The 14,518-nt window shown below is 35.2% G+C and carries 11 protein-coding genes; 6 read left to right on the forward strand and 5 right to left on the reverse strand.

Features of this window, described 5'->3' with window-relative positions:
- The first annotated feature begins 144 nt into the window (after positions 1-144).
- A complete protein-coding gene (locus J2Y38_RS19915; protein ID WP_309846018.1) occupies positions 145-912 on the forward strand; it encodes an alpha/beta hydrolase in 768 nt (255 codons plus the stop codon).
- A 188-nt stretch (positions 913-1,100) separates the two neighbouring features.
- On the opposite strand, the gene J2Y38_RS19920 is transcribed toward J2Y38_RS19915, so the two are convergent.
- The 5 genes from J2Y38_RS19920 to J2Y38_RS19940 all read right to left on the reverse strand — a co-directional run bounded on the left by J2Y38_RS19920 (position 1,101) and on the right by J2Y38_RS19940 (position 5,174).
- The gene (locus J2Y38_RS19920; protein ID WP_309846020.1) at positions 1,101-2,072 is read right to left on the reverse strand and encodes a LysR substrate-binding domain-containing protein; all 972 of its coding nucleotides are present in this window, start codon (positions 2,070-2,072) and stop codon (positions 1,101-1,103) included.
- A 441-nt stretch (positions 2,073-2,513) separates the two neighbouring features.
- Positions 2,514-3,239 (reverse strand): siderophore-interacting protein, encoded by a 726-nt coding sequence (locus tag J2Y38_RS19925; RefSeq protein WP_309846023.1) that lies wholly within the window; start codon positions 3,237-3,239, stop codon positions 2,514-2,516.
- Between the two features lie 81 nt (positions 3,240-3,320).
- Positions 3,321-4,169, reverse strand: coding sequence for a helix-turn-helix domain-containing protein (locus tag J2Y38_RS19930; protein ID WP_309846026.1), 849 nt, complete (start codon positions 4,167-4,169; stop codon positions 3,321-3,323).
- Positions 4,170-4,194: 25 nt separating this feature from the next.
- Entirely contained in the window at positions 4,195-4,680 is a 486-nt protein-coding gene (locus J2Y38_RS19935; protein WP_056198676.1) for a MarR family winged helix-turn-helix transcriptional regulator, read from the reverse strand.
- Positions 4,681-4,682: 2 nt separating this feature from the next.
- On the reverse strand, positions 4,683-5,174 hold the full coding sequence (locus J2Y38_RS19940) for a GNAT family N-acetyltransferase (protein ID WP_309846029.1): 492 nt from the start codon (positions 5,172-5,174) through the stop codon (positions 4,683-4,685).
- A 223-nt stretch (positions 5,175-5,397) separates the two neighbouring features.
- Between J2Y38_RS19940 and J2Y38_RS19945 the strand changes: the two genes are divergently transcribed.
- The 5 genes from J2Y38_RS19945 to J2Y38_RS19965 all read left to right on the forward strand — a co-directional run.
- Complete coding sequence (locus tag J2Y38_RS19945; RefSeq protein ID WP_309846032.1) at positions 5,398-5,742, forward strand: helix-turn-helix domain-containing protein; 345 nt, start codon at positions 5,398-5,400, stop codon at positions 5,740-5,742.
- Between the two features lie 319 nt (positions 5,743-6,061).
- Positions 6,062-6,208 (forward strand): hypothetical protein, encoded by a 147-nt coding sequence (locus J2Y38_RS19950; RefSeq protein WP_309846035.1) that lies wholly within the window; start codon positions 6,062-6,064, stop codon positions 6,206-6,208.
- A 682-nt stretch (positions 6,209-6,890) separates the two neighbouring features.
- Complete coding sequence (locus J2Y38_RS19955) at positions 6,891-7,484, forward strand: phage tail protein (protein WP_056198688.1); 594 nt, start codon at positions 6,891-6,893, stop codon at positions 7,482-7,484.
- 55 nt (positions 7,485-7,539) lie between these two features.
- A complete protein-coding gene (locus tag J2Y38_RS19960) occupies positions 7,540-8,676 on the forward strand; it encodes an ABC transporter substrate-binding protein (protein ID WP_309846039.1) in 1,137 nt (378 codons plus the stop codon).
- A gap of 14 nt (positions 8,677-8,690) precedes the next feature.
- The coding region (locus tag J2Y38_RS19965; RefSeq protein ID WP_309846041.1) for a hypothetical protein at positions 8,691-14,518 on the forward strand (5,828 nt) is incomplete at its 3' end.

Here is a 14,518-nt window from a genome sequence, read left to right on the forward strand (position 1 = left end):
CTCTACAAAGATTGGCGACTTACTAGACGGAGTTACTAACGAAGATTCTTCGTTCCTCAGAATGACAAAGATTGTGGGAATTTCAAAAAGAATAAAATAAAAACAACACAACAATTAAAATCAACACTTTAAAATTTAAATAAAATGAAAACAATTAAAAGCTTTTTAGCATTCGCAGCGATAATCTTTAGTTTAGTATTTACATCAGCAAATGTAAACGCACAAGCTGCTCCACAAATTAAAAATGTAGTATTAGTACACGGTGCTTTCGCAGACGGTTCTGGATGGAAAGGTTTGTACCAAATTTTAACCAAAAAAGGATATAATGTAACTATTGTTCAAAATCCGTTAAGCTCTTTAGAAGATGATGTTAAAGCAACAAATTTAGCTCTTGACAAACAAGACGGGCCAACAATTTTAGTTGGACATTCTTGGGGTGGAACTGTAATTACAGAAGCCGGAAATCACCCAAAAGTTGCGGCTTTAGTTTATGTTGCCGCTTTACAGCCTGATAACGGAGAAAATTCTATACAATGGTTACAAACTGCGCCTCCTGCTCCAGAAAATGGTGTATTGCCTCCAGATGATAAAGGAATTGCTTATTATGATAAAGCTAAATTTCACGCTGGTTTTGCAGGTGATTTAAGTAAAGAAGATGCTGATTTTATGTTTGCTTCGCAAGGTGCATTTCACGCTCAGGGTTTTGGAACTCCTATTACTAAAGCGGCATGGAGAACTAAACCATCTTACGGAATTGTAGCAACTGAAGATAAAAGTATCAATCCTGATATCGAACGTGCCATGTACAAACGTTCTAACACAAAAATCACTGAAATAAAAGGAAGCCATGTGGTTTTTATTTCTCAGCCGGCTAAAGTTGCTGATGTGATTATTGCAGCTTCGAAAAAGTAATAATTAATTTACTTTGAGCTGATGTTTAAACACATAGAAACATAGCTTATCATACTTTAAAAAAGGCGTTTCACTTATAAATGCACATAGCTATGTGTGTTAAAACAAGTGAAACGCCTTTATGTACAAAGAAAAACTATGTTCCTATGTGTTAAAAACTGAGGACTAATTGTAACAAGCATTTACTTTTAAGAAACTTTACTAATCGCTTTTACAAAATACGGTGAATCGTTCCAGCGGATTTTTTTGTATGCAAAATCTTTTTTGAGTGCATCAGGAAGGCAGTTCCAAACGGCTTCGTTCATTTTTTCTAATAATAATTTCTTCGAAAAAGAATCTGAAACTACTAAACTGATTTCCCTTACCGGAATAGGTTCTTTAAAAGGTTTAAAAAGCTGCGATTGCGCTTCGTTTAAAATGGAAAGCTGCGGAATAATCGCAAATCCTAAATGTGCGCGAACGAGGTTTTTTAAGGTTTCTATTGAATTGATATCATAGGTAAACTGTTCTTTAATTTTATCTGATGATTTTAATCCGCAGATATCCAAAAGCTGTGCATTGTAGCAATATTCATGGTGAAGCAGCAATAGTTCGGTTTTGTCTCCGGGCTGAAGTTCGTAAAAATCTTCTTTCGCCATTGGATGTGATTCATTTAAATAGGCTACAAAAGGTTCTTTAAAAATAACATGTTCAATTAAATTGGGATTTCCTGTTGGCGTTGCCATGATAGCTACATCAATCGCACCTATTTCTAAATCCCTCATTAAATGTCCCGTGTAACCTTCTTTAATGATGAAATGTACTTTTGGAGCCGCTTCTTTCATGGCATTTATAAACAACGGAATGAGATAAGGCGATAAAGTTGAAATGATTCCGAGTCTTAATTCTCCTTCTAAAAGATTTTTTTCATTCACGACAAAATCACGAATTTCATCGGCTTCACGGAGAATTTTTCTGGCTTTGTTGATTATTTCTGTTCCGAGGATTGTTGGTGTTAAAGGCACTTTATTTCGGTCGAAAATCTTAATTCCGATTTCTTCCTCGAGGTTCTTTAACTGAATCGTCAATCCGGGCTGCGTTACCATACAGACTTCGGCTGCTCTTGCAAAATGACGTTCGTCGTCTAAAGCTACTATATATTTTAATTGCTGAATGGTCATTGTTGTAAGGTTCTAAGGTGCTGAGATGCTAAGGTACTAAGTTTTTTTTCTTTTTTGTTGATGTTTTTCTTTTTCACTTTTGATAATTTTTCTCAAGTTTGTCATTCCGAGGAACGAGGAATCGCACTTATAATTCCATAAAGATTGGCGACAAACTGTTTCGAGATTCTTGTGCGATTCCTCGTTCCTCGGAATGACAAGATTGTGTGTACTTGTGTTAAAGTTTTACAAAAATACCTATATTTCAAAACCAAAAACATACACTTTATCGTACATATATAAAATGGTGTTAGAGAATGGGCGTAAATTCAAATGGTATTTGTTTTTGGAGCATATTGAGTTTATCATTTTTAAAACATCGTTTGATGTTCCACTTAATATTTTAACCAAAAAAGCGATCCTCATAAGATCGCTTTTTCATTTATGTTTTTTTTAGAAGAATCAAAGTCCCACTTTTCCTTCTGCCCAATAGGGCTGCGTATGAATGTTTTTATTTGAAACGCCTTTTTCTCTCAACGCTTTTCTAAATGCCTGAATAGATTTGGCATTTCCCATTAAATAGAAATAACCTTTTTTCCATAATTCCCAGATTTCAGTATCTAAATTTTGAAGTGATTTTATAGCTGATTCGGCTTTATTGACAGATTTTGGAACAACATCTACAACTAGTCCTAGCTTTTTAGGAATTTCAACCGAAATTTCATCTAGTTCTAAAATACCTAAATAATTGTTTTCACTGCGGTTAATTTCATCTTTCATACTTTTAAAAACACTAATACAGGTTTCGTCTCCAAAAAAGAAATGGTATTGTGCTTCTTTATTAAAAATCTTAAAACCTCTTGGCAGACCAACGGTAATTTGATCATTTGGTTTTAAATTATTTATAAATGCGCTTCCGGGTCCGTTGTGGTGAATATGAAAAATAACTTCAAATGTTCCGGTTTCGCTGTTCCATTTGCTTGGAGTATAATTTCGGTAATTGGTATCATCAATCCGAATTACAATTGCTTGTCCGATCTGAAATTTAACATGCGGAAAAGTACCTTTAAAATTGATTATTTTTATATTGGGACTTGGTGTTTCTATAGTCGCAACGTTTACTTTGCAGATTTTGTTTGCAAACGCCATTTCCATAAAATCACCAATAATTTTGGGCATTGAGCTCATAATTCTTAGGTTTTAAAATTCAATTCAAAATTGAAAATAATGACCTAAAAAGACATTGAATAATAAATGGCAATGATTGGACTATTCACGGAATTTTCTACGAAACGAAAGTGGTGTTTCTTTAGTGATTTTTTTAAATAATCTTGAAAAATAAGTATGATCTTCAAAACCAAGTGTAAAGGCAATTTCTTTTACTTCGTTTTCGGTATAATAAAGTAATCTCTGTGCTTCGATAATCATAGCATTTTGAAGCCAATACGTAACTGATTTTCCTGAAGAAGCATTGACACAATCATTTAAATGTGAAGTTGTGATATTTAATTTCTTTGCAAAATAGGATGGGCTTTCCAGAAAAGTACGATCTGAAATCAACTTTTTGAAATTGTTATAAATTATTCCTGATTGATTTTTAAGTTCCTTAATTTGGCTTTTTGAGTCTGAATAGATATTGGCTAAATTGTAAATCAAGGCATTAAAAAGACCATTAATAATTTGGGTTTTATTTGGGTTTAAACTTTTAAAACTGCGATGTAATAAATAAATGGTTTCTAAAAGTTCTTCCTTATATATTGGATCAATTGTATTGAGCTGTTCTGAAATTTTTAAATTTTGAAAAATCTCTATACAATTATTAGGTATTAAAAATGGTGCTACACCAATATAATATCCAGCCGCATCAATAGTACCATCTTGTCCGTGATGAATTTGAAGTGGTTTAATCATCAATACATTGGTTGCTTTTATTTCAATATCGATCATATCACATTGAAGTGTCGCCTGCCCTTTAGTTAGTACAAAAAATATATAAAAATCATCTCGATGCGCCTCTAACTTATTATCAAAATTAGCCAAATCATCAGCAGAATGATAGGCGATAAAAATACCGCCAACAGCTTCGGGACTTTGATTGTATATAGGTATTTTTTTCAATGATTGTGGTATTTGGAATGATTGATTACTTCTCCCCTTCACTTTTCAATTGCAAAGCCCGCTGTAAAAAACTCTGATGTACTATTTTATTCTCAGCTTCATTAATAGCCTGCAGCAGATTATTTTGATTGTCTGCAATTTCGCTTAAAGCCTTTTTCATAACGTCCCAAACAGGTTTCATCTGCTCAATTAATTCCTGCCCTTTTGCAGTAAGCTGAAGAAGTCTTTTTCGTTCGTCGATTTTATCTTTTTTTGAACGAATCAGTTTTTGTTTTTCCAGTTCCTTTAATAAGCTTATGGTTGATGGATGCGTGTAACCTATTTCGTTGGCAATTTCTACTACGCTTAAAACTTCTTTATGATATAAAGTATAAATTACGGGAAACCATTTAGGTTCGAAATCAATTCCGTATGACTTGTAAAACAAGGCGCCGTCTTTTCGCAATTGTTCGCTCAGTCGCTGCAATCGTGTAGAAAGGGCCAATATTCCTGATTCGTCTATAATGTTCATCTTTATTTCTTTAAAGTTAAATGACAGAATACATTGTCTGGTGCCATTAAAGGAAATGCTTTTGGAAGTTCCTCTTTCTGAATTCGCACAAAATCATTCTTTTCATAAAAACGTAATGCAGCTTCTAAAATTGAAACTGTTCCCAAATATAAATCATCGATTCCGTTTTCTTTGCAATATGCTATTAAAGTCTCTAATAATTTTTGGGCGATTGAAAATTCTTTTCCGCGATATTCTTTCTTTACAAACATCTTTCTTATTGCTGCGGCATTATCGGCAAACTTTACCAAAGCGATCGTTCCAACTAGTTCTTCATTTATAAAAGCTCCCCAAAATCCTCCTCCGCTGGCATAATAAAAATCATTAATAGTAAGAAGATCGGGCTGGTCATCGATAGTAATGGGAACGTTAAATTCTTTTTGCTGAATGTTTAATATTAAATCGACAATAACATTTGAATATTGGTTTTCTATAAGTTTAATTTTTGGCTCCATGATATTTTATTTTTTACATTACAAAACTACGTAGTTAAATACATAAATAAAAACATTTATTCAATTTTATGATTTATTTTATACTTTTGTTATGCTATGCCGCGAAGGCACTAAGACATTAAGTTTTTTAATGCCACAGATTAAAGGATTAAAATGATCTTGTGAGATTTATACAAACCCAAAAACTTAAAATTTCTTATATAACTTATATGGTTTAAAAAATATGGAGAGAAATCAAAAAGAAGAAGTTCAGGCGCTTCAGGATACTATATATGTTTTAGGTGGAAAATGGAAGCTGCCTATTATAAATTCTATCTGCAATGGAAATCATAGATTTAAGGAAATTAAAGAAAGTATCCCGGGGATTACTTCGCGAATGTTATCGAAGGAATTAAAAGATATGGAACTGAATAATCTGGTAAAAAGAACTGAAGATCGTGATGCAAAAGTTTCCATCCTTTACGAATCAACTACATATTGCCAATCTTTTGGACCTATAATTTTAGAAATGATTAAATGGGGAATTTCTCATCGAAATCATATTAAAAATAGAGAAGAAAAAGTTTAGAACATTTCTTATAATATTAGAAATTCTACAAAAAAATAATTGCATTTCATTTTTCATAATAATAAGATATTCAAAACATTAAATCATTTCAACGAAAAATATTCTAAAATTTTAGAAAATCATTAAAACTAAATTATCGATTTAATCGTAAGTACGAAGGATTAAATATTTAGTTGATCATTATTTTCTATTAATTTTAAAAGATTGAAACGTGGATAAATTGAGCATTCAGAGACTAAAAAAGACTTTGTCATACCTTGAAAGTAAACAGCGTGAACTGAAAAGGCAAAACAATACTGACACAAGAAGCATTGAATCGATGATAAAGTATCTTAAAAAAGATATGCTGGAACAGTTTAATTTAACCAATTATGATATCTATATTAAGGAAGAAGCTAAAAACACTGAAATTTTCATTCGCAGTGTTAAAACTATAATTGACGAACATTCGTCTTGTGAAGTTTAAAAATTAAAAAAACATATTTTGAAGTTATTCTTCAAAATTATAATCCGCATCAATATCCATCTAAGGATATTCTTTAAATAAACTGTCAGGAACTTTTTTCGAAAACCTTAATAAATAAGGTAACGAAGATATAGTTCCTGACAGTTTTATTTTATTTCTACTCTGAATCAGTATATTATACAATAATATTTTTTATTTATCCAAAAAAAATCTGATAAATATTTAATTTTTATTTGTAAGCTTTTATTTATCTTTATTATATTCATTCTTAAAGAAGAAACTTACAATCTAAAAATTACAAATTAAATCGTTTGTGTTTTTAACTCTATTTATACAAAAAAGCCTTATAAAATAAACCTTACACGCCTTTATTAAAAAGCAATTTCATGACAAGAAAAACCTGTTCTATGACATATTTTTCCTTGTTGACCTATTTGAAATTTAATTTTAATCCTGAATTAAGCCTTTAAATATTTAAATGATTTAATTTAAAAATGTAGGAACTATTTTTTACCAAAATGCTTTCTACTTAAAAAATCAGGTATAAACACCTGTTTTAAAAATAGTTGCATTCAAGTAACTTAGCATTGTAATAAAAAAAATGTCAGAGTATTTTTTTACCAAATCTGGCAAATTATTAATAAATCAAAAAAACTAATACTAACTATTAAATTAAAAGATTATGAATGAACCTTTCTTAGGAGCAATTTTGGCTTTTGGATTTACTTTTAATCCTAGAGGCTGGCAAACTTGCAGCGGCCAATTAATATCAATAGCTCAAAACACTGCCCTTTTTTCATTACTTGGTACTACTTACGGAGGAAATGGACAAACTACTTTTGCTTTGCCAGATTTAAGAGGCCGCAGCATGGTTGGTGTTGGTAACGGACCTGGCTTAACCCCTATTACTTATGGGCAAGTTGGTGGAACTGAAACTACTACACTAACAATAAACAATATGCCACAGCACAATCACCAGCTTATTCCTGGAACTTTAGCTGGTCAGGTAAATTTAGCTTACACTGCAAATGCTTTTACTGGTGGTACAAATTCTAATGAAACTGACGGCGGTAACAACTTCCTGGCAGCTGCCGGAGCTACACCAGCTATTTATAGTGAGCCAACTGCAAATACAACCAAAATTGGAGGTATAACTGCAAGTATATCTGGTTCTACATCTATAGTAGGAGGTTCTCAGGCATTTAGCATTAGAGATCCATATTTGGGTATTAATCTTTGTATTGCTATGGAAGGAATTTTCCCTTCTCGTAACTAATATCAAATTATAAAAACAGAGGTATTCCTGCCTCTGTTTTTTTTAATCTAATTTTATGGATAACGACATCAAAATAGGGATTTTAATTCCAAAGTCACAACAGTATCCTGGCCTGGATAAAGATTTTATGCGAGGTTTAAAACTTAACAATCTCAAAACAAAATTTTTTGTCGAAAGTATAGGTATTGCTGCAGACGATAAAATAATAATTGAGAAAATTCAGAAATTAAATTTTCAGGAAGATGTATCTATTATTATAGGTTTTTTTGGCCATTATAATGTAGACGAAGTTTATAAATATGCTTCAAACAACGATATTTTATTAATAGCAGCAGATTTGGGAGCAACATTACCTTATGAAACTGTAACTCCAAAAGGGGTTTACATTAATTCATTTGGATTAACTGAATCCTGCTATCATTTAGGAAATTATCTAACAACAAGCAAAAAGTATAAAAAAATTGCCACTTCGACTTCATTCTATGACTCTGGTTACGGTATGCTGAGCGCGATTGAATATGCATTTAAGGAAGATAGTAATTTTTCAGGACATTACATTACTCCTTTTGTGCCAAGAGAAGATGAAGCCATATATATGGATCAGACTATCAATAATCAGGAACCTGATGCCGTTTTTGCATTTTACAGCGGTATATATGCCGAAGAAAATGCTGGTTTTGTAAGCCAAAATAAGATTACGCAAAAATATCCTTTTTATGTAACTCCTTTTTTTATCAATGATAAAATACTAGAAAACTACAAAACCAATCCACACAATCTTTATGTAGTAAGTTCATGGATGCAAAATGATACTGAAACATTAGATTTCACCTCCGAATATCTAAATACTTATTCAGAAAGTCCATCAGTATTTTCAATTTTAGGATATGAAAACGGACTGATATTAAAGAACGTTCTTCTAAATGCAAAAGACTTTAGTTTGAATTCTTTAATTGAAGAGATAAACAAATTAAATATTGTGGGCCCCAGAGGGACTATTTGCTTTGACAAGGAAACAAACAGAACAATATTTAATCATTATATCTACGAATTAAATTTAGATTCCCTTAATAATATAAGCTTTAGGAAAATTGAGACATTGATAAATGACGGAAATTTTATTAAGGCTTTTACTTCATTTACAAAGCCTGATCAACAAGGCGGTTGGCAGAATGCTTATTTATGTCATTAACTAAAACGTATGTTATGAAAAAAAAATTACTCTTATTTATTATGCTCTTGTGCACCTTTTTGGTACAGCAAAAAGCAAATGCCCAACTGGGCCCGGGAGATATAGCCTTTATTGGTTATAATACCAGTCCTCTGGATGGTTTTTCTTTTATTGTTTTAAAAGATATACCAGCCGGAACAGTTATTTATTTTAGTGAACGTGGATGGAATGGTACAACGTGGAATGTTGGAAGTGCAGAAGCACATCTTCAATGGACAGTACCTTCTTTGACTACAGTAGGAACTATTGTTTCGGTAATGGAAACATCTGCAGACACTTTTACAGTAACGGGTACGACTGGTATTGGTTTTGCTCCTGGTTTTTCAGGATTTAATCTTAGTGGTGGTGATCAGATTTTAGCTTATCAGTCATCAGCCGGTGCCCAACCTGTTTCACCAAATGCTCCGACTTTTATTGCGGGTATTAATGGTGATTATAATTCAGGTGATTATGACCCAACAACAAAATGGAATCTGGCTGGTACAACTGGCGGAAATTCAAGTGCATTACCATCAGGATTAGTTAATGGTTCAACTTGTATTTCTTTATTTCCTCCACCATCAACTCAGGAATATCCGAATGCCAAATATAAAAGTACTGGTACTTTAACAGGGAATGTTACTACTTTATTAAGCCTTATCAATAATCCGGCAAACTGGGATATAGATACAAATACAACCAGTCCTACTAATTTTCCTATAACTGCAGCCAATTATCAGACTCCAAATATTTCTACAACTCCACCGGTATTTACTTTGCAGCCAACCAGCAAAACTATTTGCCCTGCTGCTAATACTTCATTTTCAGTTGCCGCAACTAATGCTACTAGCTTACAATGGCAGGTAGATGACGGAAGTGGTTTTGTTAACGTTTCGAATGGTGGTGTTTACTCAATCGTAACTTCTATAGGTACAAGCAGTACCTCTACACTAACTATAACAGGTGCTACATCTGGAATGACTGCTTATGATTATCGATGTGTGGCTGGAGGGGCTTCTTCTGTAAATTCTTCTACTGCAACATTAACCGTTCCAACGGCACTTGGCAGTTCAATTTCATCACAAAGTAATGCGAGTACATACGGTGCTAATAATGGTTCGGCTACAATTAGTGTTACGGGCGGAACTACTCCTTATTTTTATTCATGGTCTCCATCTGGAGGAACAGCAGCTACTGCTTCTGGTCTTTCTGCGGGGACTTATACCGTAACGATTACTGATAGTACTCCTAATGGCCTTGGAGGATGTAATAAAACTCAAACTGTAACTATTACTGAACCTGCGGGTTCTATTGTATCAACAACATCATTGAGTGCGTTTTCAAGCTGTGGTGGTGCTTCAACAGCACAAAGTTTTACAATAAGTGGTGGTGGTTTAACCTCATCTTTGGATGTATTAGCCCCTACTGGTTTTGAAATTTCTACATCAGTAGCTGGTATTTACACTAACAATATTTCTTTTCCTAACGTAGGCGGTGTTGTAACAACTAAAACCATATATGCTCGTTTAGCGGCATCAGCTACAGGAACACCATCTGGAAACATTACTGTTTCTTCTACTGGTATAGCAACAAAAAATGTAGCTGTTACCGGAAGTATGAATACTATAGCTTTTACAGCTCAGCCATCTGCAAGTATAATTTGTGCTGGTGCTAATACAACTTTTTCTGCAACAGCTTCAAATGTTACAGGATATCAATGGCAAGTAGATCAGGGTGCTGGTTTTGGTAATGTTCCAGCTTCTGCACCATATTCTGGTACAACTACTGCAACATTAACTATAACTGGCGCAACTGCAGCATTAAATGGATATATCTACAGGGTTGTAGCTTCAGGAACATGTCCATCTGCGACTTCAAATAACGCAGCGTTGACTATTAATACGGCTCCGGCGATTACTGCTCAGCCATCTGCAAGTACAATTTGCGCAGGGGCTAATACTACTTTCTCTGCAACAGCTTCAAGTGCTACAGGGTACCAATGGCAGGTAGATCAGGGTTCTGGTTTTGGTAATGTTCCAGCTAGTGCACCATATTCTGGTACAACTAGTGCAACATTAACTATCACTGGTGCAACTGCCGGATTAAGCGGATATTTATATAGAGTTATAGCAACTGGTTCTTGTACACCTGCTGCAACTTCAAATAGTGCAGCATTGACTGTTAACATGGCTCCGGCTATTACTGCTCAGCCATCTGCAAGTACAATTTGTGCTGGTGCTAATACAACTTTCTCAGCTACTGCTGCAAATGCAACTGGATATCAATGGCAGGTCGATGATGGTTCCGGTTTTTCTAGTATAACTAACAGTGGAGTTTATTCTGGTGCAAATACTGCAACATTAACAATAACTGGAGCAACTGCTGGATTAAATGGATATATATATAGAGTTGTCGCAACTGGTTCTTGTACTCCTGCTGCAACTTCAAATAGTGCATCTTTAACGGTAAATCAAGCTCCGACAATCACTGCGCAGCCATCTGCAAGTATAATTTGTTCAGGGGCTAATACTACTTTCTCTGCTACAGCTTCAAATGCTACAGGTTATCAATGGCAGGTAGATCAGGGTTCTGGTTTTGCTAATGTTCCAGCTGCTGCGCCATATTCTGGTACAACTACTGCAACATTGACTATCACTGGTGCAACTGCAGGATTAAATGGATACGTTTACAGAGTCGTTGCCTCAGGTTTATGTACACCTGATGCAACTTCAAACAGTGCTTCTTTAACTGTCAATACTGCTCCATCTATCACAGCACAGCCAACTGATAGTGCTATTTGTTCAGGATCTAACACAACATTTAGTGCCGGAGTTTCTGATGCTACAGGGTATCAATGGCAGGTAAACACAGGATCTGGATTTAGTAATGTTACAAGTGGTGCTCCTTACTCTGGAGAGACTACAGCAACGCTTACTATAACAGGCGCAACTGCTTCATTAAATAATTATCAATATCGTTTAATAGCAACCGGAAATTGTACTCCAGCTGCGGTTACAAATGCGGTAACATTACAAGTATCTGATATAACAGCTACTTCAACACAAGTGGATGTTACTTGTAATGGAGATGCAAATGGATCATTATCTGTTGTACCATCTGGAGGTATTGGATCTTATACTTATCTTTGGTCAAATGCTGCTACATCTTCTTCTATTAGTAATTTAGCACCAGGAAATTATACTGTTAGTATAAAAGATGCTATTCTATGCGAAAAAATATTAAACTTTACTATAACAGAACCACCCGTATTAGTGGCTTCTCAGGGAACTATAAATGATGTAAGCTGTAACTCTGGAACAAATGGAACAGCAACAGTAGTAGTAACTGGAGGAACTCCTGGTTATACTTATTCATGGTCTCCTTCTGGAGGGACTGCTGCTACTGCTTCTAGTCTGGCTGCAGGAACCTATACAGTTACTGTAACCGACGCTAATAACTGTCAAACTACACAAAGTTTTATTATTTCAGAACCAGCTGCTCTTGCGGTTGTACCATCACAAACTGATGTTTTATGTAACGGAGCTGCAACTGGATCTGCTAGTGTAGCCGTTTCAGGAGGAACTAGTGCTTATACTTATTCTTGGTCTCCTTCTGGAGGAACTGCTGCAACTGCAACTGGACTTACTGCGGGAACATATACTGTTACAGTTACTGATGCTAATAGCTGTCAGATAACACAAAGTTTTACTATTACAGAACCTGCTGCTTTAGTAGCATCACCAGTAGCACAAACTAACATAGCTTGCTTTGGTGATAACACTGGATCTGCAAGCATAAGCGCAACGGGAGGAACTGGAGGATATACCTATTCTTGGTCTCCATCTGGAGGAACTGCTGCAACTGCAACTGGACTAACAGCTGGTACATATACGGTTACAGTTACTGATAGTAACTTATGTCAGAAAACTCAAATTTTTACACTTACTGAACCTGCTGCTGCACTTACAGCTACTGCTATTGGACAAACAGATGTTTCATGCAATGGAAGTGCAAATGGAACTGCTACAGTTTCTGTAAGCGGAGGAACTCCTGGATATTCTTATTCTTGGGCTCCAACTGGAGGAAATACGGCTAGTGCAAATGGGCTATCGGCAGGAACATATACTGCTACAATCACCGATGCAAATGGATGTCAAGCTACACAAATATTTACTATCACAGAACCGGCTGCTCTTGTAGCAAGTTTTGGTTCTCAAACTAATGTTTCTTGTAACGGTGGTACAAATGGTACTGCAACTGTAAATGTAACTGGTGGAACCGGAGCTTACACTTACTCATGGTCTCCTACTGGAGGAAATGCTGCAACTGCATCTGGTTTAGCACAAGGAACTTACACAGTTACTGTTACAGATGCTAATGCATGTCAAACTACACGAAGTTTTACAATTACAGAACCTGCAATTTTATCGTTAACACCATCACAAACTGATGTTCTGTGTAATGGTGGTGCAACGGGAACGGCTTCAGTAATTGTATCTGGAGGTACAGCACCATATACTTATTTATGGTCTCCTTCTGGAGGAACTGCTGCAACAGCAACTGGACTAGCAATAGGAAACTATAGTGTTTTAGTAACAGACTCTAATGGCTGTTCAATAACACAAAGTTTTACAATCACACAGCCAAGCGCCTTATTTGCTACACAAAGTCAAATAAGTGCAACCTGTTCAACTGGTGGTCAGGCTGCGGTAAGTGTTAGCGGTGGTACAAGTCCATATTCTTATTTATGGTCACCATCTGGTGATACAACTGCAATAGCAACCGGATTAACTGCCGGAGCTAATAGTGTTGTTGTTACTGATGCTAATGGTTGTACAATAACAAGAAACTTTACAATTACTACAACAAATACTTTAGTTGCCACTACTTCTCAGACGGATGTATTATGCTTTGGGGCTAATACAGGATCTGCAGCTGTAGTTCCAAGCGGAGCACCTGGACCTTTTACTTATGTATGGTCACCTTCTGGTGGAAATGCTGATACAGCAACTAATCTTACAGCTGGTAATTATTCTGTAACGATTACATCTGCTAACGGATGTTCTATTGTAAAAAACTTTACTATTACAGAACCAACTGAACTTATAGTAACTCCAAGTCCGCAAATAAATACTTCTTGTAATGGAGGAGCAAACGGATCTGCAACTGTTGTTGTTACAGGAGGAACCGGAGCTTATACATACTCTTGGGCTCCAACTGGAGGAAATAATGCAACAGCAAATGGTCTTTCTGCCGGAACATATACAGTAACTGTACAAGATGCTAATTTATGTACCAAAACACAAAGTTTTACTATTACTGAACCAGCTATTCTTGCAGCAACAACATCACAAACAGATGTTTCATGCAACGGAGGAACTAATGGAACTGCTACAGTAAATGTAACTGGAGGAACTGGTGCCTATACATACACTTGGTCTCCTACTGGAGGAAATGCTGCAACTGCTTCTGGCCTTGTTGCAGGAACCTATACAGTAACGGTACAAGATGCAAACTTATGTCAAATAACTGCATCTGTTACTATTACAGAACCTGCTATTCTTGCTGCAACAGCATCTCAAACAGATGTTACTTGTAATGGATTAAACAACGGAACTGTTACCGTAATTCCATCTGGAGGTACAGCACCATATACTTATTCTTGGTCACCTTCTGGAGGAACAGCTGCTACTGCTTCTGGATTAAGTCCGGGAACTTATACAGCAACGATTACAGATGCTAACGGATGTTTTACAACACAAACAGTAACAATCACTGAACCTTCTGCCCTTTCTGTAACAGCATCGAAAACAGATGTTTCTTG

The sequence above is a fragment of the Flavobacterium sp. 2755 genome, assembly GCF_031455715.1.
Lineage (GTDB): Bacteria > Bacteroidota > Bacteroidia > Flavobacteriales > Flavobacteriaceae > Flavobacterium.